The following is a 23,585-nucleotide window of genomic DNA, read 5'->3' on the forward strand; positions in this document are numbered from 1 at the left end:
CAGGCCGGGCGGGTGGGATCAGCGGCGGTGGTGGGCCGCGTCGGCGATGCGGGGGAGGAGGTGGTCGATCAGGTACGGCAGGGAGAGCACCCCGGGTTGGCGCAGCAGCGGCCAATCCGCCTGCGCCAGCGGCAGGTAGCCGCCGTCCCGGACCGCGCCCAGCGCACCGAACACCGGCAGCGATTCGATCTGCGGCCGCACCGCCGGGTTCGGGTACGCGGTGATGAGCACGTCGGTGTCGATCCGCGCCAGGTTCTCCGCGCTGACCTGCGCGTTGAACGCCTCACCCGGCAGGTCCGCCGCCGCGGGGGACAGCACCATCCCGAACTCGGTCAGCGTGCGCACCGTGACGTCCTGCCCGGACCGGATCACCCCGAGCCCGCCGGGGCTGTGCCCGAGGGTGACCGCGACCTCGGCGCCCGCCAGCTGCGGGTGCGCGGCGCCCGCCTCGCGGATGCGCCGCTCGGTGTCGGCGACGAGCCGGCCCGCCTCGGCGGGCTCGCCGAGCGCGCGCCCCACCTGGCGGGTGGTCGTCTGCCACGGTTCCTCGTCCGGCTTCGTCTCGAACGCCGTGGTCGGGGCCAGCCGGGACAGCGCCGCGTACTCCCCGTCGATGTAGTAGTCGCTGCCCGCGAGGATCAGGTCCGGGTGCAGCTGGGCGATGGCTTCCGCGGAGTAGCCCTGGTCGGTGGGCCGCAACGTCACCGGGTCCCAGCCCGGCCGCCGCTGCCACGGCTGCACGTCCGCGCTCAGCGGCAGCCCGATGCCGACCGGTTCCACGCCGAGCGCGAGCGCGGCGTCGACGTCGGCGGGCCCGAGCGCGACCACCCGCGCCGGGTGCGCGGGCGCGATCGTGGTGCCGAGCGCGTGCCGGACCTCTGCCCCGGTGCGCGCCGGGGCCTGCGGGGCCGACGAGCACCCGGCGACGAGGCCGAGCAGCAGGGCGACGATCGCGATCCGCTTCACCGCGCACCTCCGGAGAGCAGTTCGAGGATGCCGTCCTTGATCGGCGGCCGGGACGCGACGACCAGGGTGAACGTCGCCTCCCGCACCAGTCGCTGCCCGTGCTCGCCGAGCAGCAGCGCCGAACTGCCCGCCGCGGCCACCAGCGCGCCGGCGGCGCGCAACGCCAGTTCCGCGGCCGCCGCCCGTGCCGGGGAGATGTCGGTGCCCGCGGCGAACGCCTCGTCCAGCCGGTCCCGCACCGCATCCCGCTCCGCTTCGAACCGGTCGGCGATCTCGGGCCGCCCCGCGTCCGCGATGAGGCGGGCGCAGCGTCCCGCGATCCCCAGCGGCATCGCCCCGTTCAACCGGGCCGCCCCGGCCTGCGCGGCGAGCAGGGCGGCGTGCGGCACCACGCCCAGCACCCGTTCGGCGGGCAGGAAGTGGTCGTCGAACCGCAGCCGCACCGTCGCGGTGGCCTGCGCCGCGACCAGTTCGAGCGGCTCGACGCGGACACCGGGGGCGGGGCGCGCGTCGAGCAACCCGTTCACCACCGAGTCCCCGTCCCGCGCCGACACCTGCAGCACGTCCACCAGACCCCAACCGCTGACGAACGGCGCTTCGCCGTCGAGCCGGTAACCGCCGTCCACCGGTGTCGCGAGCAGCCGCGGCGGCTGCGGGATCGCCCCGGCGAACGACACGCCGCCGCGCAACTTCCCGCGCACCGCGTCCGCCAAGTGGCGATCGCGCAGCTCGGTCCGATCCGTCGTCAGCAGCCCGCGCACCACGCCGTGGTGCTGCGCCCAGACGAACGTGGTGCTCAGACATCCGCCGGAGAGCGCCTCCACGATCCGGCCCGCCTCGTCGAGCGGCAGCTCCGGGCCACCGTGCTCGCGGGGCGCGACCGCACCGTAGAAGCCGTGCTCGGCCAGCAGGTCGAAGTGGGACGCCGGCACCGCCCCCGCGGCATCGACCTCGGCCGCCGCGGGGAACAGCACCTCGTCCGCCAGCGCCTGCGCGCGTTCGTAGGAGACCACCTGGTGAGGCTAGCCTGAGATCCACGGGCGGGTGAAGGAATCAGCGGGGTTCGGTGCCGGTCCGCACGACTTCCGCCTCGCCATTCCCGATGCGGCGCAGCACGGGTATGTCCTCGTCCACTCGATCGCCGCTCCTGCCGTCGATCTGAAAAGTTCCGCTCGCTCCTGGGACACTGTTGAGCAGGTAGAGGTTGGCCCGGACGCCCTCGGCCGTAGGAACCTTCTCCTCTTCGTTCTTCACCGCTCGCTGCGCGGCGAGCGTTGCGGTGAACGTGGCGTCGTGGCCCATCACGCTCCAGTTCGACACGTCGGTTTTCGTCCCGAACAGGTTTTTCAGCCGGCTTTCGAAGCCGGTGAATTGCGAGCGCTGCGGGTTGTCCGGCGATCCCAGCGCCGCCGGATCGGAGGCCGATGCGTACACCACCGACACCGGTCCGTCACCCGGTTCGCGGGGGAGCGAGAGGTCGGTGGACTCGGACCCGGTGATGATCGTGATGGGGGTTTTGTTGTTGCAGCTGCGCTTGCGCACCTGATCGACGAACTCGCCCAGCAGGTTGCTGCGCCCTGCGTACAGCACCACGTTCGCCGCCTTCGTGGCGTCGTCCTCGCCGCACAACCGATCCGCGATGTACCCGAACTGGGTGCTCACCCCGAACCTGTTCCGTCCTCCGGTGTAGGGCGGGTCGGACCTGCCGGTGCGCTCCCACTCCTCGCGGAACAGTTCCTCGAAGTTCTTTCGAAGGTCATCGGTGTAATAGTCGTTAGGATTGTCATCGCGGACCAGCATCGCCCGTGGATCTTCAACCACTTGATCAAGGTGCTCGGCGACGGTGCTGAGCTCTTGTTTCAAGCTCGGCGACACCCGGGTCAAACCCGCGATCTTCGGACCGTACTCGTTGGGGAGGCTGTTGAAGCGGTCGGCGCTGAGGTAACCGACCATGGGGATTCCAGCTGCGGCGAGCTTGCTGGCGCCGTACGCGGTTTCGGGAGAACTCAGCCCGAGTCCGGTGACGGCCACGAGTTGGTCCGATTCGACCATGTTGATCAGTCGGTTCGTCACATCGTCCCAGGAACGCTCGTACGATCCCTCGTTGGCCAATGCCAACCGGATCTTCAGCCCCGGTTCCTCCGCATTCGCGTTGAGCTGCGCGACGTGAGCACCTTCCAAATAGGCCTGGATCTGCTTGATCGAGAGGCTGTCGCCGTCTTCGGCGGTCATCGGCATCAGCACGGCGACAGTGACGACGTACGGGTCGTCCTCGACCTGAGCGTTCTCGTCGCGGATCCGACGTTCCACGTCGGCCAGTTCGGGCGAGAACACCTCGTCCCCGAAGGTGACGCCCACGCATTCGTTCCCGACCCGGGATGTCCCGCTCCCGCATTCGGAGAACGCCCAGCTCACGGTGACGACGCCGAGTGCCAGGACGAGCGCGCAGCCCGCGGCCAGTGCGATGCGGAGCCCCCATCGGGGGCGCGGTGGTTGTTCGAAAGTCACGCTGATCCTCTCCTCGCCGGGGTGCGGTTCAGTCGGTCAGTTCGGACCACCTGCGGTACTTCTCCGATTCGGCGCGGAGGGTGGCCAGTCCGCTGCCGGAGTGCGGGGCTATGTCGTCGAAGCAGGCGGCGATCTCCAGGAAGAGCGCGTGCCGCCTGCTGTCGCCGAGCGGATCGGTGTCGATCCACAGCGCCGCGACCAGCCGCGCGACCGAGGCCGCCGGGACGTCGCCGGGGTCGGTCCAGGAGGCGAGCGAGCGCACCTGGTCGGGCTGCGCCATCCGGTGGTCGAGGCGGTTCGGTGCCGAGGTGATCGTGCCGAGCAGGTAGAGCCAGGTGGACAGTTCGCTGAACGGCAGCAGCATCGCCAGGTGCCGCGCCACCGGCTCCACGTCGCCGACGGCGAGCGCGTGGTAGAACACGCCCGCTTCGTCGCCGTGCTCGGTGTGCTCCTGGCGGAACCAGGAGTGCACCGCCGTCCAGCTCGCGCGGTCGTCCTCGGGCCGGGCGGCGAGTTCCCGCAGCAGCACTCGGCGCAGCACCGGCGGCAGCACCTGCTGCCCGTCGGCGGCGGAGATCCACAGCTCCGGGGCGAACAGGGACCGCACGTCGTGGCCGAGCATCAGCCCGCTGCGCGCCACCAGCTGCTCCGCTTCGTCCCGGTGGCGCGCCGCCGAGCAGGTCACCAGGTCGTGCAGCGTCTCCTCGGTCAGCCCGGTGCGGAACGCTTCGGCGGGCCCGAACGAGCCGCGCGGGCCGAGCCGGGGCGCGTGGCCGAGCAGCGGGGTCAGGTCCACCGGATCGCCGGGGTGCGCCCGGATGCCTTCCAGGACCCTGCGGGTCGCGTCGGGATGTCCGCCGGTGAGCCGGAAGAGGGCGGCGGCGATCCGGTTCTTCTGGTTGCCCGCGTAGCGCCCGAGCTCGTCGACCGTGTTGGCGACCTCGTCGCGGGTGAGGTCGCGCATCCGCACCGGGTGCCAGGACTTGCCGCCGCAGTCCAGGAAATCGGTGTAGTACGGCGAGGGCCCGTTCGGGTCGAGCCGTTCGATGTCGCGCATCGGGGCGGCTTCGCCGGTGGCGATGACGGCGGCGGCGCGCTTGCCGTGGCTGGCGGCGACGACGGTCAGCGGGTCGTCGTCGCCGGGCTGGTGCGCGGCGTGCTGCCTGCGGGTCTGCACGAGCGCGTCGAGCAGTGGTTTCGAGGCGGGGGAGTCGACGTCGTCGAGCAGCAGCAGGTAGTTGAACCGGCGCTGCGCGTTCCAGGTGCCGCGGTCGAACTCGGCGCGCAGGTCGGCGAGGAGCGCGGCCCACAGCAGCTCCGCGGTCTCGCGCGCGTCGTCCTGGTTCAGCGGGGTGGCGGCCCGCCGGTTGAGCTCGACGAGCACGTCCAGCGCGTCGCGGCCGAGTTCGCGGTCCTGGTGCCCGAACCAGTCGGCGTCGAGGACCGCGCGGCGCCCGTGGCGCCAGGACGCGAGTCCGCGCAGCACCCCGTCGGCGAGCCGGCGCCCGCGGGGTTCGGCGTGCGGGAGGAGTTCGCCGAGCAGTGCACGCAGCGGGTCGGCGCGGCGGTGCAGCGCGAGTGCGCTCGCGGCCTGGCCGCGGGCTAGCCCGGGCGCGGCGTCGAGCTGCTGGGCGGCCACCACCTGCCCGGCGATGAACCGGGGTAACGCGATCGGGACGTGGCTGTGCGCGTTGAGCTCGGCGGCGATGTGGGCGAGGGTGGCGCAGGTGGTGCCGAGCGCGGTGCAGTCCAGCCGGGCGTAGGGGACCTCGTTGTCGTGCAGCCGGTGTGCGAGCGCATCCAGGAACGCGGACTTGCCGCTGCCGCGCGGTCCGGTGAACAGCAGCACCGGCTGCGGTCTGCCGGTGCGCTCCGGCCGGTGGGCGAACTCCTGGACCAGCGTCATCGCGGATTCGCGGCCGAACAGGTGTCCCCCGCTGTTCGGCCCGTTCGCGGTTGCGTGCAGTGCCACGAGAAGCCCCCCGACTTCATTCAGTTGAACCGACTGCGTCCCCCGATCAGCCACACAGCGTAGCCACATGTGATCTACCCGTCAAACGAGTTCGTGGCGGTGTGGCGACGGGATGCCTGGTATCGCACGGTTTCCGGGACCGTCCACTGTGGTCTGGGGCAGGCGCCCGTGCACTACTGGCCGTAAGCCTTCCGGGCGTCATCCTGATAGCCGATCCGGCCTCGCTCGGCCGAGTTGCACCTGTCACGGTCGACGCCCGCCGCCGCACCGGAAAACCCTTGGTGCGGCTGGCAATCGGGTGGTCCCGCTCGCGCACCGCTGGGGCGGATCCGCGCCCCGCCGCGCCGGGAGCACCGCGCGTCCCCGGAGCGGATGAATCGCGCAGCCCTGCGCCTTCGCCGAATGGCCGTCGATCCACCCGGCTCGTACCGTCGGAACCGGCCGATCTGGGGGGAGCGGACATGGTTGACGGAGACGTGGAGACCGCGGTGCGCGCCGCGCGCAGCTGGTTGTTCACACCCAGCACCCGACCGGAGCAGTTCGACGTCGCGGCCCGCGAAGGTGCCGACGCGGTGCTGCTCGACCTGGAGGATTCGGTGCGGCCGCAGGACAAGTCCGCGGCGCGCCGCCTGGTCATCGAACACCTCGCCGCTGCGCTGCCCGGCGAACTGGTCACCGCGGTGCGGATCAACGCCGCCTCGACCGCCGTCGGCCTGGCCGACCTCACCGCGCTGCTCTCCGCCGATGCCGCGCCCGACGTGCTGGTGCTGCCGCGGACCGAATCCGCGGGCGCGCTCGGCGTCATCGAGAACCTGCTGTTCGAGGCGGGCAGCCGCACCATGCTGGTGCCGCTGATCGAAACCGCCCGCGGCCTGCGGAACCTGCCGCGCATCCTCGCCTCGCAGACCCGGGTGGTCGGCGTGCTCGTCGGTGCCGCCGACGTAGCAGCCGACCTCGGCACCGCGGGCGACCCGGAGGCCCTGCGCTCGGTGCGGGATTCCGCGGTGCTCGCCGCGGCCGCCGCCGACGTCGTCGTCATCGACTCGCCGCACTTCGGGGTCGGCGATCCGGAGGCGCTGGCGGCGGAGACGCTGGGCGCCGCGCGCGCCGGGTTCACCTCGAAGACCGCGGTCCACCCGGAGCAGATCGCCACCATCAACGACGCGTTCGCGCCCACCGAGCAGGAACTGTCCTGGGCGCACGCGATCCTCAAGGCGAGCGCGGTGCGCGCGGGTGACGCGGGAGCCCCGGTGGACGAGGCCGACGCGGCGCGCGCCCGCCGCTACCTGCAACGCGCCCGGCCCACCCGGTCGCCCGCTCCGGAACCCGCGGCGGCCCGGGCGATCTGACCGCGGAACGCACGAACGCACCGCCTCGGAGGAGAGCGGTGCGTTCGGCGTCCCCGCGCCGGCCGGCAGGTGGCGCCCGAGCGGCCGAGCGGGGTGGTCGTGCCGGTCCGGCGGATCAGCGTTCGATGCGGTCCAGCTTCAGCATCCGGGTGATCACGGCGTCCAGCTGCTCGTCGTTGAAGATCTTCTTCCAGTCGTCCTTGATGATCGACTCGCGGCCGTAGTCCATCGCGATCAGGCACGCGTCGGAGAACGGGTTGTCGCCCTTGAGGGTGTTGGCCAGCGCCACCTGGGTGTGCCCGAGCAGCATCGCGCGCGCGGCCGCCTCCGGGACGCCCACGGTGTGCACGGTCTCGTGCAGCGCCTCCTTGAGCAGGTCGCCCACCATGCAGGCCACCGTCTCCACCAGCGTCGGCTCCAGGTAGGCCAGCTGCTTCACCGTCACCCAGTGCACGTCCACCACCGGCGCGTACATCGCGCGGATCACCGATTCGGCGACGGCGCGGCGCTCCTCGTCGCCGGACTCGATGGCGGCCACGACCTCCTGCGGGGCGGCGATGCCGCCGAAGGTGTCGGCCAGCTCCTCCGGGGTGCGGCGCTGCAGGAACACCGACGGGTGGCAGGGGTGCGCGACCACGTACTCCAGGTCCGCGCGCTTGGCCAGCAGGTTCGCGTACGCGGCGGCCGGGTCGAGGGTGACCACGACGGAACCGGCGCGCAGCTGCGGCACGACCTCCTCGGACACCTTGCCCAGCACGATGTCCGGGACGGCGAGGATGACCACGTCGGCGTCGGCGATCGCGGCCGAGGTCTCGGTGACCGCGCGACCGGCCTCGGTGACGCGCTCCTGCCCGGCGGGGGAGTTCTCGCTGTAGAACACGGTGTGCTCGGTGCGCTGCAGGTTGTTCGACACCCGCATGCCCATCTTGCCGCCCGCGCCGATGACCGCGATCGTCAGCTTCGCATCCGTCATGTCCGCTCGCTCCTCAGGTAGTCCAGGTTGTGCGCGGTCCACTCCCGTTCGACCGCGCAGGTCGTCGCCGCGTCGCCCTGCCAGGGCAGCCAGTGCTCGACGACCTCGTTGATGCCGCGTTCGGCGGCGCGCACCGCGCGCACCTCGTGCGCCCGGTCCAGCTGCCCGGTGCCCAGCCGGGCGCCGGTCAGCGCGAACCCCACCCACCCGGCGGAGCGGGTGAAGGCGAAGTCCTTGACGTGCACGTTCTTCACGTGCGGCGCGGTCAGGTCGATCACGTCGCCGGGAAGTTCCAGCGCGGCCACCACGTTCGCCGGGTCCAGGCAGATGCCCAGGTGCTCGTCACCGACGCGGTCCACCAGGTCGACGAGCGCGCGGGTGGGGACCTGCTCGTAGGTCTCCAGCGCGATCGTCACGCCCGCCGCCGCGTACTCCGGCACGACCTCCCGCAGGTAGGCCTCCGCTTCGTCGAGCGTCGGCCTGCTGTCGGCGGAGTAGAGCATCGACCGCACCAGCGAGGCGTCCAGCCGCCCGGCCAGCTCCAGGTAGCGGCGCAGGTGGTCCGGCCGCAGCCCGCGCGTGCCCAGTTCGAGGCGCACCCCCAGTTGCCGCGCCTCGTCCCGGACCTCGTCGAGCTCGGCGTCGCCCATCGACTCCAGCGGCGGGTAGTCGCAGATCTGGAACAGGTGCACGCCCTGCGCCGCGGTGTCCGCGAGCATCTCGGTCAGCGACAGCGGTTCCGGCACCTGGTCGGACCACTGCCAGAAGTAGGCGTAGGTGCTCAGCCCGATCATGCGGTCACCCCGCCGAGCGCGACGACCTCGTCGAGGATCTGCTCCAGCGCGGCCGGGTCGTGCGCGAAGCGGCCGAGGAACAACCCGTCCGCCGCGTCGCCGAGCGTGCTGAGCAAGCCCGGCCCCGCGCTGCCGCCGTAGATCACGCGGCTGCCCGCCAGCACCGGTTCCGCGTCCAGCGCGGAGCGCAGTTCGCCGCACACCGCGCCGATGAACTCGGGGTCGGCGGGTTCGGCGGCGCCGATCGCCCACTGCGGTTCGTAGGCCACCACGACCGCGCCGAGCCGGTCCGCTTCGCGGGCGCGGGACAGCGCCGAGTCCAGCTGCTCCAGGCAGGTGCGCACCGCGTCGGTGCTGCCGCCCGCCTGCTCCTCGCCGAGGCACAGCACCGGGGTCAGCCCGTTGCGCAGCGCCGCCGCCGTCTTCGCCGCGACCACCGGGTCGTCCTCGCCGAACAGCCTGCGCCGCTCGGCGTGCCCGACCTCGACGTGGCTGCAACCCAGTTCGCGCAGTTCCGCGCCGCTGACCTCGCCGGTGTAGGCGCCGTGGTCCTCCCAGAACAGGTCCTGCGCGCCGACCTCGACCGGGGTGTCCCGGAAGAGCTCCAGCGCGGGGGCCAGCCCGGGGAACGAAGGCAGCACGAACAGCTCCGCGCCGCCGCCGCGCACCGCGGGATGGCGGCGGGCGAGCTCGGCGACCTCCGCGCACCAGTCCAGCGTGCGCTGGTGCCCGAAGTACATCTTCAGGCTGACGCCGATGGTCCGGCTGGTCACCGCGGGCTCCCGTTCTCGTAGTCGCTGATCAGGCAGACCTTCTGCGCCGAGGCCGATTCCGGGTCGAAGCGGTGGGTGAGCCACTCGGCGGCGAGCTTGCGGGCCAGCTCGATGCCGACGACGCGCTGGCCGAAGGTGAGCACCTGCGCGTCGTTGCTCTTGATGGCCCGTTCCACGGAGAAGCCGTCGTGCGCGGTGACCGCCCGGATGCCCTCGACCTTGTTCGCGGCGATCGCCACGCCCAGCCCGGTGCCGCACACCAGCAGCGCCCGGTCGGCCTCCCCGGCCGCGACGAGTTCGGCGGCGGCGATGGCGACGGTGGGGTAGGGGGTGTGCCCGTCGGCGTGCACGCCGACGTCGCGCACGGAGGCGACGAGGTCGCTGTTCTCCAGGTCCTGCTTGAGGATCTCCTTGTAGTCGAACCCGGCGTCGTCCGAGCCGACCACGATGCGCAGCTTGTCGCTCACGCGCGTTCTCCTTTCACCGCAACGGGGTTCGGGTCATCACCTGGCGAGCACCGCGTGCACCGCGCGGGTGATCAGCGACAGCGAGACGGCGCCCGCGTCGGGGGTGCCGAGGCTCTTCTCGGCGAGGGGGCGGGCCCGGCCGCGCAGCGGGCGCAGCGAGGCGGTGGCCTCGGCGGCCTTCCCCGCGGCGGTGGCGGCGGCATCCCACGCGGTGGGGAGGTCGGATCCGGTGGCGATCGCGGATTCCAGCTCGTCGGCGAACGGCACCAGCGCGTCGACCATGGTCTTGTCGCCGAGTTCGGCCTTGCCCAGCCGCACCACGGCGTCGGCGGCGGCCCGCACCGCGGCGGCGGTGGTGCGCGGCCCGGGGGCGGTCTCGTCGCGGATCTCGGCGCCGACGGCGCGCAGCGCCACGCCCCACAGCGCGCCCGAGGTGCCGCCCGCCCGGTCGGCCCAGGCGTCGGCGGCGCGGTTGAACGTGCTGCCCGCGCCCGCGCCGCGTTCGACGGCCTCGCGGGCGGCGGTCACGGCCGCGTCCGCGCCGCGCTGCATGCCGATGCCGTGGTCGCCGTCGCCCGCGACCGCGTCGATCCGGCCCAGCTCCGCCGCGTTGTCGTCCACAGTGGACTTGATGGCTTCGAGCACGGCCAGCGCGCAGCGCGCGGATTCCTGCGATTCACCGGTGGCGGGCGGGATCACGTCCAGCGCCACGAAGTCCTCGCCCGCCTCGGCGTCCTCGGCGGCGACCGCAGGCGTCTTCCGGTAGGCGGCGGAGTCGGCGGGGGCGCGCCAGAACCGCTCCAGCTCGTCGTCCAGCCAGCACAGCGTGAGGGAGGCGCCCGCCATGTCGAAGCTGGTCACCAGTTCGCCCACCTCGGGCTCGACGACCTCCACCCCGGCTTCGGCGAGCAGCGCGGCGACCCGGCGGAACACCACGAACAGCTCCTCGTACTTCACCGAGCCGAGTCCGTTGAGCAGCACCACGACCCGCGATCCGGCGACCTCGACGCCTTCGGGAACCTCGGCGAGCAGGGTGCGCACGAACAACTCGGCGAGCTCGTCGGCGCTCGGCACGTCCTGCTCCGCGATGCCCGGTTCGCCGTGGATGCCCAGCCCCACGGCCATCTTCCCCTCCGGCACGGTGAACAGCGGTTCCTCGGCGCCGGGCAGCGTGCAGCCGCCGAAGGCGACGCCGAAGGAGCGGGTGCGGTCGTTGGCGCGGGCGGCGACCCGCACCACCTCGTCGAGGTCGTACCCGGCCGCGGCCGCCGCCGACGCTGCCTTGAACACCACCAGGTCGCCCGCGACGCCGCGCCGCTTGTCCCGCTCCTCGGCCGGGGCGCTGGAGACGTCGTCGGTGACGACCACGGTGCGGCAGTCGATGCCGTCGCCGCGCAGCCGCTGCTCGGCGAGGCCGAAGTGCAGCACGTCGCCCGCGTAGTTCCCGTAGCACAGCAGCACTCCGCCGCGGTTGTGCGCCGAGGTCGCGACCGAGCGCACCTGCTGCGCGGACGGCGAGGCGAACAGGTTGCCCATCGCCGCGCCGTGCGCGAGGCCGTCGCCGACCAGCCCGCTGAACGCGGGGTAGTGCCCGGAGCCGCCGCCGATCACGACGGCGACCTCGCCGGTGCGGGCGCGGTTGCGGCGGACCACTCCGCCGGGCACCCGGCGCACCCGGTGCGCCTGGGCGGCGGCGAAACCTTCCAGCATCTCCTCGGCGAACGAGCCGGGGTCGTTGAACAGGCGGGCCATGAGCTCTCCTACGGGAACGGGGGAACGGCGGTCACTCGGCGGCGGGCACGCGGCGGTCGGCCCGCTCGGTGCGCGCGAGCAGCACCATCAGCACGGCCGACAGCAGCAGGAACGCGCCCACGACGAACATCGGCACCACGTAGGAACCGGTCCAGTCGAACAGCGCGCCGGTGACGTACGGCGCGAGGAACCCGGCCAGGTTGCCGACCGTGTTGATCAGCGCGATGCCCGCGGCGGCGGCCACCCCGGTGAGGAACTTCGTCGGCAGCGTCCAGAAGTTCGGCAGCGCCGCGAAGATCGCGCAGGCGGTGACCGTGATGATCGCGATGGTCAGCTCGGGGGAGCCGGCGAACAGCGCCAGCGGCACGCTGACCGCGCCGACCACCGCGGGCACGGTGATGTGCCAGGAGCGCAGGCCGCGCCGGGTGGCGTCCCGGGACCACAGGTACAGCACGATCGCCGCGGGCAGGTACGGGACCGCGGTGATCAGGCCCTTCTCGAACACGCCGAACGTGGTGCCGAACCGCTGCTCGAAGTCGCCGATGATCGCGGGCAGGAAGAACGCGAGCGTGTAGAGCCCGTAGATGAACCCGAAGTACAGCATCGCCAGCGTCCACACCCGGCCGTTGCCGAACACCGACCGGATGCCGTGGTGCCCGGATTCGGCGGCCGTCTGCTGCTTCTCGGCGGCGAGCTCGCCGGTGAGCCAGTCCTTCTCGGCGGCGGTGAGCCACTTCGCGTCGCGCGGGTCGTCGGCGAGGTAGAACCAGGCGACGACGCCGAGCACGATGGCGGGGATCGCGACGCCGAAGAACATGAAGCGCCAGCCCTCCAGCCCGAACACGCCGTGCTGCTGGATGAGCCAGCCCGCCAGCGGGGCGCCGATCACGGTGGTCAGCGGCTGCGCGAGGTAGAACAGCGCGAGGATCTTGCCGCGGTGCCGGGCGGGCACCCACAGGCTCAGGAACAGCACGGCACCGGGGAAGAACCCGGCTTCGGCGACGCCGAGCAGGAAGCGCAGCACGGCGAGCTGGGTGAAGTCCTGCACCCAGGTGAACAGCAGCGCCACCACGCCCCAGCTGACCATGATCCGGGCGAGCCAGCGGCGGGCGCCGAACTTGTTCAGCGCGATGTTGCTGGGCACTTCCAGCAGCAGGTAGCCGACGAAGAACACGCCGGAGGCGAAGCCGAACTGGGCCGCGGACAGCGCCAGGTCGTCCTGCATCCCGTTCGGCGCGGCGAAGCTGATCGCTGTCCGGTCGAGGTAGTTGACGAAGAACATCAAGGCCACGAACGGCACGAGGCGGACGGCGACCTTGCGAATGGCCGACTTCTCCACCCCCGGACCGCGCTGCTGCGCGGCGGTCGAGGTGTCCACATTGACTCCTTTGAAGCGGGTGCGGGCGAGGACCGCGGCCGGGGCGGGCGGTCCTGGTCCGGGCGTGGCGCGGCCGCGGGCGTTCCGCGGCGGGGCTTCGCCGTTCGGCCTAGTATCGAGAGCAGCCCCCAACCTGTCAACCGGTTGACCAATTAGCGGCAACTGGAACGAGAAAGCACTCCGATCCGAGCCTGACGCGGCAGGTCCTGCTGTTCCTCGTCAGCGGCGAAGCCGCTGAGCGGCGACCCAGCACGCAACCGGACCACCCGCGGGTTCTCAGCGTCCTCCTCGCGAGGACAGCGTTTTCTCGTATCGCGGAGCCACAGGTGAAAACGATCCCGCAGCGAGGAGGACGCCGAGGTTCCGCCACCCGACCCCCTACGCGACAAGAGTCGGCCAGACGGCGAGAAGTTAGGATGCGTGCCCATGCCTCCGTACCCGGAAAACCCCGATGCCGCGTTCGGCGCCGCCCTCGGCGCCGTGCCCGCGGGTACGGCCGTCTCCGCGGTCGCCAAGCGACTGCTGGACCTGTTCACCACCGGCGACCTGGAGCCCGGCACCCGGCTGCCGCCCGAGCGCAGCCTCGCCGCCTCGCTCGGTGTCGGCCGCTCCGCGATCCGGGAAGCGCTGGCGGCGCTGGAGATCCTCGGCATCGTCGACGTGCGGCCCGGCTCCGGCACCTACCTGCGCGGCAGCGCCTCCGAACTGCTGCCGCAGACGCTGAGCTGGGGCCTCATGCTCGGCGAGCCGCGCACTCGCGAACTCGTCGAGGTGCGCAACGGGCTGGAGGTGCTCGCCGTGCGCAGCGCCGCGGTCCGCCGCACCGACGACGACCTCGCCGACCTCGCCGCCCAGCTCGACGGGATGCGGGACAACCGCACCGAACTGGACAAGTTCGTCGAGGCCGACCGGCTGTTCCACCTGCGGATCGCGGTGGCCTCCGGGAACGTGGTGCTGCAGCAGCTGCTGCAGAACGTGCGCTCGCTGCTGCGGCTGTGGGTGGAGCGGGCGCTGGCCGACCAGGGCCACGCCGACCTCGCGCTCGCGGAGCACGAACTCGTCTACGCGGCACTGCGCGACGGCGACCCGGACGCGGCCGCCGAAGCGATGAGCGCCCACATGCACACCGCCGCGGGCCGCCTCGCCGAGCACTTCGGCCAGGAGTAGCCCGCCTCGGCGGCGCACCCGGCCGGGCGTGCGCTCCCGCGACATCGAGCCCCAGCCCGGCAGTTCACCGCGCCGCGACGCCCTCGACCTCGACGAGCATGTCGGGATCGGACAGGCCCGCGACCTGGACGAGCGTGCTCGTGGGGCGGCAGTCGTGCGCGGCGAGGATCGCGGTGACGACGTCGTAGTTCGCCGTCACCGCGCGGATGTCGATCGCGTGGACCCGCAGCTGCACCACGTCGGCGAGGGTGAACCCGGCCTCGGCCAAGGTCTCCCGGATGCGCTGGAAGGTGAGTCCCAGCTGCGCCCGCACGTCCCCGCGGTGCGCGATCGAGCCGTCGTCGGCGCGGGACTCGTGACCCGCGATCATGAGCCACTGCTCGGGCCGTTCGAGCAGCACCGCGTGCTCGTAGCCGAGCTGCCCGCCGAAGTGGCGCGGTCCGATGTCCTCGCGTCGCACGGTGTTCCCCCTTCGATCGCGGGCGGCGTGCCCGCCCCGCCGCATTGTCGGCACCCGCACCGGGGTTCGCCCGGCGGTGGCCTCCCGGTGCGAACGGGAGACGCGGCACCACGCCTCGCCGCGCGATCGCACGCGCGGACCACTCCGATGAGCTCCACCGTGATCGGCCGGACGGCTCCTTTCCCGGTCGTGCGGTGGATTCCGCCGCGGCAGGGGCAACCGCGGTGGGAATGTCCGCGTCCCGGGTTCGGAAGGCCGTGATGGGACGGCCTTCGGGGGACGCGTTTCCGGGCGGGGGAGCTCGCCCGTTCTAGAGGAGGATGTCGTGCGAGGAATCATGGCCGCGATGCTCGCGGCGCCGTTGCTGGTGGCCACCGCCGCCCTGCCCGCGCAGGCCGAGGCCGCGCCGTCGGACGGCGGGCTGGGCGGGGTCGTCTACCTCGACGCCAACGGGGACGGCGAGCAGCAGGCGGACGAGGCGGGGGTCGCCGGAATCACCGTCTCCTACAGCTGGGCCAGCGGGGACGTGCACGGGAAGCTGGTGACCGACGAGAACGGCCACTACGAGATCGCGGACCTGCCCTACGGCAAGTACTCGGTGCAGGTCTACGCCGACGGGTACACCAACACCACGCCGTGGGCGGTCGGCACGGCCGTGTGGGGCCCGGCGGACTCGGGCATCGACTTCGGCATCCAGTGAGCACCGGGTGCACGTCCCGCTCACCGCGGGACGTGCACCGGTCCGATCACCAGGTGATCGGGAGGGCCTTCACCCCGCCGGTCACCCGGTCCGAGCGGACGTCGAGGTCGTCGACGTCGACCGCCAGCCGCAGCTCCGGGAACCGCTGGAACAGCTCGGTGAACACCACCTTCAGCTCGGTGCGCGCCAGGCTCGCGCCGATGCAGAAGTGCATGCCGTGCCCGAAGGTCAGGTGCACGTTCGGCTTGCGCTCCGGGTCGAAGTGCTCCGGTTCGCCGTACACCGATTCGTCGCGGTTCGCCGCGCCGGTCGGGATGAGCACCGCGTCGCCGCGCGCGATCAGCTGCCCGCCGACCTCCACGTCCTCGTGGGCGTAGCGCAGCAGGCCGAGGCCGCTGGGGTCGGCGACGCGCAGGATCTCCTCCACGGTCTGCTGCACCCGCCCTGCCGGGTCGGCGGCGAACTCGTCCCGGCGCTCCAGGTCCGTCAACAGCAGCAGCACGCCGAGGTCGATGCGCGTCACCGTCGTCTCGTGCCCGGCGAACAGCAGGCCGGAGGCGAGCCTGGACATCTCGCCGTCGTCGAAGTCCGGGTCGGATTCCTGCGCCCGCACCAGGTCGGTGACCACGTTCTCACCGGGGGACTGCCGCTTCACCTCGGCGAGCCGGGCCATGTACTCGGCCAGCTCGACCCGCGCGGCCTGCGCTGCGTCGCCGGTGCCCATCCGGCTCATCCGGTCGGAGAGCCCCGCGAAGTACTCGCGGTCCTCGAACGGCACCCCGAGCAGTTCGCAGATCACCAGCACCGGCAACGGGAACGACAGGTGCTCGTGCAGGTCCACCGGGGAATCCGGGTTCGCGTCGTGCGCGGCCTGCAGCGAATCCAGGCAGCCCCGCACCAGGTCCTGCACGTGCTCGGTGAGCAGCCGCATCCGCTTCGCGGAGAACGCGGGGGTCAGCAGCTTGCGCATCCGGTGGTGCCGGGCCTGCTCGGTGTCGTAGTCGCCGTTCGGTCCGTTGAGGACACCCGCGTCGGAGATCTTCGAGGCCTGTTCCGGAGCCGGGTGCGAGCGGCCGAACCGCGCGTCGCCGAACACGGCGCGCGCCTCTTCGAACGAGGTGATCAGCCACGCCGGGTCCCCGGCGGGCGTGCGCACCCGGGTGATCGGCGACTGCTTGCGCAGCACCTCGTACAGCGGCGCGATCTCCAGCACGTTCGGCCGGTCGAACGGCAGCTGCGGCAGGGCTTCGGCCGTGGTGCTCATCAGTGCTCCTCCTGTGGTGGTGGGGAATCTGCGGCGGCCCGGGCGGCGATCCCGTCGAGCCAGTCCAGTTCGGCGCGCAGCCTGCGCAGCGATTCGTCCAGCGCCTCCTGGCCCCAGGTGCTCGCGCCGCGGCGGGTGAGCGCGGCGAGCCGGTCGCTGCGCTGCCGCAGCGCCCGCCTGCGCGCGTCGACGACGCCGAGGCGCTCCCCGGCGGTCAGCCAGTCGAAGTGCGCGAGGCGGGCCAGGAACTCCGGTGCGTCCGCGGCGAGCTCGGCCGGCAGGTCGGCGAGCATGTCGTGCAGCAGTTCCCGGCCGACCTCGGTGATCGTGTAGACGTTCCGCGGCGGCCGGCCCTCCTGCGGTTCGGCGGTGCGCGTGACGGCCGCGGCTTCGGTGAACCGGCGCAGCGCCGGGTACAGCGAGTTGTTCGAGAGGGCGAACCCGGTGCCCTCCTCCACCCGCTTCCGCAGCTCGTAGCCGTGCGAGGGCTCCTTGGCGAGGTGGGCCAGCAGCAGGACATCGATCCACACCTAAGTCACGATAACCTAGGTCACCCTGACGGTCGACCTCCCAGGCCCACCACCCCAGGTGAGCGGCCCGCTCACGCCGCCGCCCGTGCCAGCGGCCCACGCACCCGCGAGGCCGTTCCAGGTGAGTGGCCCGTTCGCCCCGTCTGGTTGGTCGGGTGGGCCATTCACCTGTGGGGTCGTTTCGGGTGGGTGGCCCGTTCGGCTTGTCCGGTCGGTCGGGTGGGGCACTCGGATTCGGCGGTGGGGGTCGCGCGGTCGGCGGTGAACGTTGGGCCGTTCGGCGGCGTAGGGTCGAGCCCGAATCCGGCCGCAGCCGCAAGGGGGTCGCATCGTGGGAGCCGCGCAGTCCTCGACCGACGAGTTCGTCCGCGAACCGCTGGGGGTGCAGGAGCGGATCACCGCCGACGGCAGCTCCCCGTGGCCCGTCGAACCGCACCGCTACCGGCTCATCGGCGCCCGCGCCTGCCCGTGGGCGAACCGCGTGATCATCGTGCGCAGGCTGCTCGGCCTCGAACCGGTGCTGTCGCTGGGCATCGCCGGGCCGCTGCACGACGACCGCAGCTGGCGCTTCCACCTCGACCCCGGCGGCGTCGACCCGGTGCTCGGCATCGAATGGCTGCGCGAGGCCTACGAGCGGGCGATCCCCGGCTACGACAAGGGCGTCACCGTCCCCGCGATCGTGGAGATCTCCACCGGGAAGGTCGTCACGAACGCCTACCAGGACCTCGAATTCGACCTCGCCACCCAGTGGAGCGCGCACCACCGCCCCGGCGCGCCCGACCTGTTCCCGGCCGAGCACCGCGACGAGATCGCCGAGATCTCCGACCTGCTGTTCCACGACGTCAACAACGGCGTCTACAAGTGCGGGTTCGCCAAGGCCCAAGGCGCGTACGAGAAGGCCTACGACGCGCTGTTCGCCCGGCTGGACCAGCTGTCCGAGCGGCTCGCCGGGCGGCGCTACCTCGTCGGCGACACGATCACCGAGGCCGACGTGCGGTTCTGGGTGACGCTGGTCCGCTTCGACGCCGCCTACCACGGGCACTTCAAGTGCAACCGGTCCACGCTCACCGACATGCCGGTGCTGTGGGCCTACGCGCGCGACCTGTTCCAGACGCCCGGGTTCGGCGACACCATCGACTTCGAGCAGATCAAGCAGCACTACTACGGGGTGCACAGCGAGATCAACCCGACCGGGATCGTGCCGAAGGGCCCGGACCCGTCGGGCTGGCTGACGCCGCACGGGCGCGAGGAGCTCGGCGGGCGCCCGTTCGGCGACGGCACTCCGCCCGGCCCGCCGCCGATCGCGGAACGGGTACCACCGATCGGCGAGTAGCGGACCGGATTGCGCGGAATTCGTGCGATCCGACGGATTCCGCTGCGCCGTTCGGCGCACCTGCGTCGATTCCGCTGATATTCGATCTTCATCGCGCTGAGCCATTCGTGAAAAGCGCTTGACCTCCGCGGACGATCTCAAGAAACTGATCTCGCGCGCCGGTTCCAGCAGGTCGCCAGCCGGGAAGGGGTCCCGGCCCTGTCCAGCGCGCGAAGGATCGGGGCTTCGCGGCTCCGTTCCGCCATTGGGGGAATGGTTTCTTCACCCGGCTCGGTTTCCGAGCCGAGCGCTTTCGCGCGCTTTCGTTCCGCTGCCTTTCCCCCTGACCCCGTGCGCTTTCCTGCGTGCGGAGGAATGGGAGGGGCATGCCGACGAACACGTCCTATCCAGGTGTCCACGTCGAGGAGATCCCGAACAGCGCGCGCACCATCTCCACCGTCACCACCTCGGTGACCGCGTTCGTCGGGCACACCCGCCGCGGACCGCTGAACGAGCCGGTGCGGGTGACCAGCTTCGCCGAGTTCGAGCGCCGCTTCGGCGGGCTGACCTCGCGCGGCGCGCTCGGCTACGCGGTGCACCAGTTCTTCGCCAACGGCGGCACGATCGCGGTCGTGGTGCGCGTCGCCGCCCGCGGCAGCGGCAAGGCCGCCTCGGTGGTGCTGCACGCCGGTGACCGGCGCAAGGACTGCCCGGTGCTCGCGGTGCACGCGAAGGAACCCGGTGCGTGGGGCAACGGCCTGCACGTCACCGTCGACCACGACACGACCTGCCCCGAGGAGACGTTCAACCTGCACGTCGCCGACGCGCGGGTCGGCGTCCGCGAATCCTTCGGCGGCCTGTCGCTGGATCCCGGGCACGGCCGGTACGCGGAGACCGCGGTGAACTCGTCCTCGGCGCTGATCCGGGTCGAAGTGCTGGATTCGGGGCTGCCCGCCGCGAACGGCACCGTGTCCCGCCCGTTCGACGGCGAGCTGCCGGACCTGGGCGTGGAGCTCACCGCGAAGATCGGCGACGTGGAGCGGGACTTCACGCTCTACGAGGAGGACGTGGACGGCGAAGCACCGTGCAGCGTCGCCGAACTGGCGCTGCTGCTGGAGCGCAAGCTGCGCTCGCTTCCGGACGCCCCTGGCAAGCGCGCGTTCGCGGGGGCGACCGTCACCGCGTTCGGCGACCGGCTGCAGACCGTCGCCGGTTCCACCGACCCGGCCGACGAGGTCCGGTTCCGCGGCGAGTGCGCCGGTGACCTCGGGCTCGACGAGGTGGTGCGCCCGCCGGTGTTCCCGCTGGAGTGCGGGGAGGACGGCGACCCGCCGGGCCCGCGCGACCTCATCGGCAGCGAGGCGCGCAAGACCGGGTTGCAGGCGTTGCGCGACGTGGACGACGTGAACCTGCTGGCACTGCCCGAACTCGCCGGGTACGAGTCCACTGAGGACGTGCTGGCGGTGCTCACCGCCGCCGACCGGATCTGCCGCGAGCGCCGGATCTTCCTGCTGGTCGACGCGCCGTCGGCCTGGTCCGGGGTGGACGCGGTGCGCTCGGGGATCGCCGCGTTCGACCCGGTGCGCAGCGACCACGCGGGCCTGTTCTTCCCGCACCTGCAACTCATCGACCCGCTGTCCGGGCGGCTGCGGTCCTTCCCGCCGTGCGGGGCGGTCGCCGGGGTCATCGCCCGCACCGACGCCGAACGCGGCGTGTGGAAGGCACCCGCGGGGACCGAGGCGAAGCTGCTCGGGGTGCGCTCGCCGTCGGTGCGGCTCACCGACCGGGAGAGCGGGCTGCTCAACCCGCTCGGGGTGAACTGCCTGCGCACGTTCCCCGTGGTGGGCGCGGTCGTGTGGGGCGCGCGGACCCTGGCGGGATCGGATGCGGCCGACTCGGAGTGGAAGTACCTGCCGGTGCGGCGGCTGGCGCTGCACGTGGAGGAGAGCCTGCGCCGCGGTCTGCAGTGGGCGGTGTTCGAACCGAACACCGAGCAGCTGTGGCAGCAGATCCGGCTCAACGCCTCCGCCTACCTGCACACCCTGTTCCGGCAGGGCGCGTTCCAGGGCGGCACGCCCCGCGAGGCGTACTTCGTCAAGTGCGACGCCGACACCACCACGCAGGAGGACGTCGACCGCGGAGTCGTCAACGTCGTCGTCGGCATCGCGCCGACGAAACCAGCCGAGTTCGTGATCGTGACCATCCAGCAGTTCGCCGGCCTCCCGCAGGCGTAGCGAACCGGAGGAGTGAGCATGGCCGAGTTCCAGATCAACGCGCACCGCTTCGACCCGTACAAGAACTTCAAGTTCCTCGTCCTGTGGGACGGGCGCACGGTGGCGGGCGTCAGCAAGATCAGCCCGTTGAAGCGCACCACCGAGGTGGTCAAGCACCGCCACGGTGGCGACCCGAGCTCCCCGCGCAAGGCACCGGGTCGCTCCGAGTTCGAGGGCATCACCTTGGAGCGCGGGGTCACCCACGACCCCGAGTTCGACCGGTGGGCCAACAAGGTCTGGCAGGTCGGCGCCGGTCTCGGATCCGAGGTGTCGCTGGCCGACTTCCGCAAGGACATCGTCATCCAGCTGCTCAACGAGGCGGGCCAGGTCGCCGTCTCGCACAAGCTGTACCGCACCTGGCCCAGCGAGTACCAGGTGCTGGGCGAGCTGGACGCGAACGCGAACGCGGTGGCGATCCAGAGCCTGAAGCTGGAGTGCGAGGGCTGGGAGCGGGACTACGAGGTGCCGGAGCCGACGGAACCGGCGTTCACCAATCCCGCATAGCTCCACTGTGGATGGATGTTCGGGGGGAGGGGTGTCGGGTGGTGGTGACGGGACCGGCGGAGCTGCTGGCCGCCTGGGAAGCCGGGTTGGCGCAGCGCGCGCCCGGGCGGGCTGACCTGCTGCACCGGGCCTCGCGACCGGAGGCCACGGTGGCGCAGCTCGACGCGGAACCGCTCGGGGCGCGGGTGGCGGACCTGCTGGAGCTGCGCCGCGCGCTGTTCGGCGAGCGGATGCAGGTGCTGCTGGAGTGCGCCGCGTGCGGCGAGGTCGTCGAGTTCGACCTGGACGCGCGCGGCCTCGCCGACCACCCGCGGCCCACCGGTGATCCGCTGCGGGTGGTGGACGACGGCGTCGAGGTCGAGTTCCGGTTGCCGACGGCCGCCGACCTGGACGCGGCGGCCGCCGCACCGGCCGAACAGCGCGGCGCGCGACTGCTGGCCCGCTGCACGCTCTCCGCCGAGCAGGACGGCGAACCGGTCGACCCGGACCGGCTTCCGGAGCGGGTGCGGCGGCGGATGGCGGAGCTAGCCGAGCAGGCCGATCCGGCGGCGGACCTGGCGGTGACCGTGCACTGCCCGCACTGCGGCGGCGGCACGCCGACGGTGCTGGACGTGGCCGAATTCCTGTGGTCGGAACTGGATTCGTGGTCCCGGGACGTGCTGCTGGACGTGCACCTGCTCGCCGCCGCCTACGGGTGGAGCGAACCGCAGATCCTGGCGCTCAGTCCGCTTCGGCGGCGCTACTACCTGGAGTTGTGCGCTGATGCCTGATTTCTTCGACCGGCTGGCCGCCCGGCACGATCCGGCGGCGGTGCGGTTGCGACCCCGGTTGCCGGGACCGTTCGAGCGGGTGGGCTCGCTGCCGGACCCGGCACCGGAGGTCGAATCTCCCGCAGCGGCGCGGGTTCCGGCTCCGGTGCCGCGGGAGCGCGAGGTGCGGCGGGTGGAGCGGGAAGTGCACCGCACCGACCGGATCACCGTGGTGCGCACCGAATCCCCGGCCACCGAGCCGCCACCGCGACCGGAAGCCGCACCGCGGCGGGACGCGGCCGAACCGGTGGCGAGGCTGGTGCCGCCGGCGGACGTCACCCCGGCGCCCGAACCGCCGCGCCCGGACCGGGACAACGCGCCGGGCGAGCCCGAACCGGTGCGGGCGCGCGGCGGCTCGCTGCGCCCGGCGGCCGCCACCCCGGCCCCGGCCGACTCCCCGCGCACCCGGATCGCGGCCGCCGCTGCCGCACCGCGCACCGCGCCCGCATCGCGCCGCCGCCCGGCCGCGCCCGCGGAACCGGTGGTGCGGGTGGAGATCGGGCGCCTCCAGGTCGGCGCCGCCGCACCGCAGCGACCACCGGACCGGCAGCGGGCGGGCCGCCGCGCGCCCGCGGTGAACCTGGCCGACTACCTCGACGAGCGGGCGGGTTCATGAGCAACGCACTGGCCATCGCCACGGTCACGCAGGCCCTCGCACTGCTGATCGAGAGCAACCTGCGACCCGAGATCGACTTCGCGGTGTCGGTGGAGACCCGCAAGCCACCGGCCGAACCACCGACCGACCCGACGATCACCGTGTTCCTGTACCAAGTGGCGCCGAACCCGTCGCTGCGCAACACCGACCTGCCCAGCCGCGCCTCCGGTGGCGGGCTGCTGGCGCGGCCCACGGCGGCGCTGGACCTGCACTACCTGATCAGCGCCTACGGCGAGGAGACCGAGCTGGTGGGGCAGCGGTTGATCGGCTGCGTGGTGCGGACCCTGCAGGAGATCCCGGTGCTGCCCCGCGAACTGCTGGTGGAGGCGGCCTCGCGGCCGTACCTGGCGGGCAGCGACCTGGCGGACTCGCCGCAGCGGGTGCGGTTCTCGCCGATCCAGATGGACACCGACGAGACCTCGAAGTTGTGGGGGATGCTGCACCAGACGCCGTACGCGCTGTCCACGACCTACCAGGGTTCGCTGGTGCTCATCGAGGGCCGGGAGAAGCCGGTGCCGCCGAAACCGGTGGAGCGGGTGGTGCCGACGGCGCGGCCGTTCCCGCCTGTCGCGGGGGCGGACGAGCCCGCCGCGCGGACCGGAGCCGCCGCTGACGGCGCACCGGGCGCGACCGAGGCGCGGGACGGGTCCGACGAGACCGGTGCCTCCGAGGAGACCGGCGCCTCCGACGAGACCGGCGCGTCCGGGAGCGACCAGCCGTCCGAACCCGAGCGGCAGCCGGAGGCCGATCAGCCGCCCGAGCCCGAGCCCGAGCCCGAGGCCGACGAGGCGCCGCCCGAGCGGCGTACCACCCGCACCACCCGCACCACCCCGACGAAGCGCTCCGGCACGAGCACCCGGTCGACGACGGCGAAGCGCGGCACGGGATCGACACGCCGCAAACCTCCCGCGAACAAGGCGAAATCGAGTGATCAGTCCACATCGGACGAAGCGGCCGAGCAGGACTGACCCGATGCGCG

Annotated in this window: 22 protein-coding genes; 9 read left to right on the forward strand and 13 right to left on the reverse strand. The window is 72.5% G+C overall.

The genetic code is table 11. From position 1 onward, the window contains the following. Positions 1-18: 18 nt before the first annotated feature. The 4 genes from AC29IT_RS26705 to AC29IT_RS26720 are packed head-to-tail and all read right to left on the reverse strand — an operon-like array spanning position 19 to position 5,446. Positions 19-966 carry an ABC transporter substrate-binding protein gene (locus tag AC29IT_RS26705; protein WP_488220493.1) on the reverse strand — a complete coding sequence of 316 codons (948 nt, stop codon included), beginning with the start codon at positions 964-966 and terminating at the stop codon, positions 19-21. Further along, positions 963-1,979 (reverse strand): acyl-CoA dehydrogenase family protein, encoded by a 1,017-nt coding sequence (locus tag AC29IT_RS26710; protein WP_488220494.1) that lies wholly within the window; start codon positions 1,977-1,979, stop codon positions 963-965. Before AC29IT_RS26710 ends, AC29IT_RS26705 begins: the two co-directional genes overlap by 4 nt. A gap of 40 nt (positions 1,980-2,019) precedes the next feature. Then, on the reverse strand, positions 2,020-3,474 hold the full coding sequence (locus tag AC29IT_RS26715) for an ABC transporter substrate-binding protein (protein WP_488220495.1): 1,455 nt from the start codon (positions 3,472-3,474) through the stop codon (positions 2,020-2,022). A gap of 28 nt (positions 3,475-3,502) precedes the next feature. Next, a complete protein-coding gene (locus AC29IT_RS26720) occupies positions 3,503-5,446 on the reverse strand; it encodes a hypothetical protein (protein WP_488220496.1) in 1,944 nt (647 codons plus the stop codon). Positions 5,447-5,907: 461 nt separating this feature from the next. Here AC29IT_RS26720 and AC29IT_RS26725 point away from each other — a divergent pair, with 461 nt between their 5' ends. Beyond that, entirely contained in the window at positions 5,908-6,795 is an 888-nt protein-coding gene (locus AC29IT_RS26725) for an aldolase/citrate lyase family protein (protein WP_488220497.1), read from the forward strand. Between the two features lie 115 nt (positions 6,796-6,910). On the opposite strand, the gene AC29IT_RS26730 is transcribed toward AC29IT_RS26725, so the two are convergent. Genes AC29IT_RS26730 through AC29IT_RS26755 form a run of 6 tightly spaced genes read right to left on the reverse strand, consistent with a single transcriptional unit; the run spans position 6,911 to position 12,932 of the window. Continuing rightward, positions 6,911-7,768 (reverse strand): phosphogluconate dehydrogenase C-terminal domain-containing protein, encoded by an 858-nt coding sequence (locus tag AC29IT_RS26730; protein WP_488220498.1) that lies wholly within the window; start codon positions 7,766-7,768, stop codon positions 6,911-6,913. After that, the gene (locus AC29IT_RS26735) at positions 7,765-8,562 is read right to left on the reverse strand and encodes a sugar phosphate isomerase/epimerase family protein (protein WP_488220499.1); all 798 of its coding nucleotides are present in this window, start codon (positions 8,560-8,562) and stop codon (positions 7,765-7,767) included. Before AC29IT_RS26735 ends, AC29IT_RS26730 begins: the two co-directional genes overlap by 4 nt. Beyond that, entirely contained in the window at positions 8,559-9,335 is a 777-nt protein-coding gene (locus AC29IT_RS26740; protein ID WP_488220500.1) for a triose-phosphate isomerase family protein, read from the reverse strand. Before AC29IT_RS26740 ends, AC29IT_RS26735 begins: the two co-directional genes overlap by 4 nt. Further along, on the reverse strand, positions 9,332-9,802 hold the full coding sequence (locus tag AC29IT_RS26745; protein WP_358433355.1) for a ribose-5-phosphate isomerase: 471 nt from the start codon (positions 9,800-9,802) through the stop codon (positions 9,332-9,334). The genes AC29IT_RS26740 and AC29IT_RS26745 overlap by 4 nt, the downstream gene beginning before the upstream one ends. 36 nt (positions 9,803-9,838) lie before the next feature. Further along, a complete protein-coding gene (locus AC29IT_RS26750; protein ID WP_488220501.1) occupies positions 9,839-11,554 on the reverse strand; it encodes a dihydroxyacetone kinase family protein in 1,716 nt (571 codons plus the stop codon). A gap of 31 nt (positions 11,555-11,585) precedes the next feature. Then, on the reverse strand, positions 11,586-12,932 hold the full coding sequence (locus AC29IT_RS26755; protein WP_358433361.1) for an MFS transporter: 1,347 nt from the start codon (positions 12,930-12,932) through the stop codon (positions 11,586-11,588). 426 nt (positions 12,933-13,358) lie between these two features. Between AC29IT_RS26755 and AC29IT_RS26760 the strand changes: the two genes are divergently transcribed. Next, positions 13,359-14,099 carry a FadR/GntR family transcriptional regulator gene (locus AC29IT_RS26760; protein ID WP_488220502.1) on the forward strand — a complete coding sequence of 247 codons (741 nt, stop codon included), beginning with the start codon at positions 13,359-13,361 and terminating at the stop codon, positions 14,097-14,099. 64 nt (positions 14,100-14,163) lie between these two features. On the opposite strand, the gene AC29IT_RS26765 is transcribed toward AC29IT_RS26760, so the two are convergent. Next, positions 14,164-14,559, reverse strand: coding sequence for a Rid family hydrolase (locus tag AC29IT_RS26765; protein WP_488220503.1), 396 nt, complete (start codon positions 14,557-14,559; stop codon positions 14,164-14,166). 325 nt (positions 14,560-14,884) lie between these two features. On the opposite strand from AC29IT_RS26765, the gene AC29IT_RS26770 reads away from it, so the two are divergent. Continuing rightward, the gene (locus AC29IT_RS26770; protein ID WP_488220504.1) at positions 14,885-15,259 is read left to right on the forward strand and encodes an SdrD B-like domain-containing protein; all 375 of its coding nucleotides are present in this window, start codon (positions 14,885-14,887) and stop codon (positions 15,257-15,259) included. Positions 15,260-15,305: 46 nt separating this feature from the next. Here the strand turns inward: AC29IT_RS26770 and AC29IT_RS26775 are convergent, their stop codons facing one another. Together AC29IT_RS26775 and AC29IT_RS26780 are read right to left on the reverse strand one after the other, a co-directional pair. Further along, the gene (locus AC29IT_RS26775; RefSeq protein ID WP_488220505.1) at positions 15,306-16,523 is read right to left on the reverse strand and encodes a cytochrome P450; all 1,218 of its coding nucleotides are present in this window, start codon (positions 16,521-16,523) and stop codon (positions 15,306-15,308) included. Continuing rightward, complete coding sequence (locus AC29IT_RS26780; protein WP_358433374.1) at positions 16,523-17,053, reverse strand: PadR family transcriptional regulator; 531 nt, start codon at positions 17,051-17,053, stop codon at positions 16,523-16,525. Before AC29IT_RS26780 ends, AC29IT_RS26775 begins: the two co-directional genes overlap by 1 nt. 331 nt (positions 17,054-17,384) lie before the next feature. On the opposite strand from AC29IT_RS26780, the gene AC29IT_RS26785 reads away from it, so the two are divergent. The 6 genes from AC29IT_RS26785 (at position 17,385) to AC29IT_RS26810 (ending at position 23,574) form a co-directional block, all read left to right on the forward strand. Next, on the forward strand, positions 17,385-18,386 hold the full coding sequence (locus tag AC29IT_RS26785; RefSeq protein ID WP_488220506.1) for a glutathione S-transferase family protein: 1,002 nt from the start codon (positions 17,385-17,387) through the stop codon (positions 18,384-18,386). Between the two features lie 365 nt (positions 18,387-18,751). Then, the gene (locus AC29IT_RS26790; protein WP_488220507.1) at positions 18,752-20,599 is read left to right on the forward strand and encodes a phage tail sheath C-terminal domain-containing protein; all 1,848 of its coding nucleotides are present in this window, start codon (positions 18,752-18,754) and stop codon (positions 20,597-20,599) included. 18 nt (positions 20,600-20,617) lie between these two features. Next, positions 20,618-21,142 carry a phage tail protein gene (locus AC29IT_RS26795; RefSeq protein ID WP_224955584.1) on the forward strand — a complete coding sequence of 175 codons (525 nt, stop codon included), beginning with the start codon at positions 20,618-20,620 and terminating at the stop codon, positions 21,140-21,142. Between the two features lie 41 nt (positions 21,143-21,183). Next, a complete protein-coding gene (locus AC29IT_RS26800; RefSeq protein ID WP_488220508.1) occupies positions 21,184-21,912 on the forward strand; it encodes a T4 family baseplate hub assembly chaperone in 729 nt (242 codons plus the stop codon). Next, positions 21,905-22,567, forward strand: coding sequence for a hypothetical protein (locus AC29IT_RS26805; protein ID WP_488220509.1), 663 nt, complete (start codon positions 21,905-21,907; stop codon positions 22,565-22,567). Before AC29IT_RS26800 ends, AC29IT_RS26805 begins: the two co-directional genes overlap by 8 nt. Further along, positions 22,564-23,574, forward strand: a complete 1,011-nt coding sequence (locus AC29IT_RS26810; RefSeq protein ID WP_488220510.1) for a Pvc16 family protein — start codon at positions 22,564-22,566, stop codon at positions 23,572-23,574. The genes AC29IT_RS26805 and AC29IT_RS26810 overlap by 4 nt, the downstream gene beginning before the upstream one ends. Positions 23,575-23,585: the final 11 nt, after the last annotated feature.

The organism is Saccharopolyspora sp. MMCC62, assembly GCF_057736575.1.

Bases quoted from the DNA above. Each gene is read 5' to 3' on its own strand.
- AC29IT_RS26725 (WP_488220497.1), top strand. From the start codon at position 5,908: ATGGTTGACGGAGACGTGGAGACCGCGGTGCGCGCCGCGCGCAGCTGG.
- AC29IT_RS26730 (WP_488220498.1), bottom strand. From the start codon at position 7,768: ATGACGGATGCGAAGCTGACGATCGCGGTCATCGGCGCGGGCGGCAAG.
- AC29IT_RS26735 (WP_488220499.1), bottom strand. From the start codon at position 8,562: ATGATCGGGCTGAGCACCTACGCCTACTTCTGGCAGTGGTCCGACCAG.
- AC29IT_RS26750 (WP_488220501.1), bottom strand. From the start codon at position 11,554: ATGGCCCGCCTGTTCAACGACCCCGGCTCGTTCGCCGAGGAGATGCTG.
- AC29IT_RS26760 (WP_488220502.1), top strand. From the start codon at position 13,359: ATGCCTCCGTACCCGGAAAACCCCGATGCCGCGTTCGGCGCCGCCCTC.
- AC29IT_RS26775 (WP_488220505.1), bottom strand. From the start codon at position 16,523: ATGAGCACCACGGCCGAAGCCCTGCCGCAGCTGCCGTTCGACCGGCCG.
- AC29IT_RS26790 (WP_488220507.1), top strand. From the start codon at position 18,752: ATGCCGACGAACACGTCCTATCCAGGTGTCCACGTCGAGGAGATCCCG.
- AC29IT_RS26795 (WP_224955584.1), top strand. From the start codon at position 20,618: ATGGCCGAGTTCCAGATCAACGCGCACCGCTTCGACCCGTACAAGAAC.
- AC29IT_RS26805 (WP_488220509.1), top strand. From the start codon at position 21,905: ATGCCTGATTTCTTCGACCGGCTGGCCGCCCGGCACGATCCGGCGGCG.
- AC29IT_RS26810 (WP_488220510.1), top strand. From the start codon at position 22,564: ATGAGCAACGCACTGGCCATCGCCACGGTCACGCAGGCCCTCGCACTG.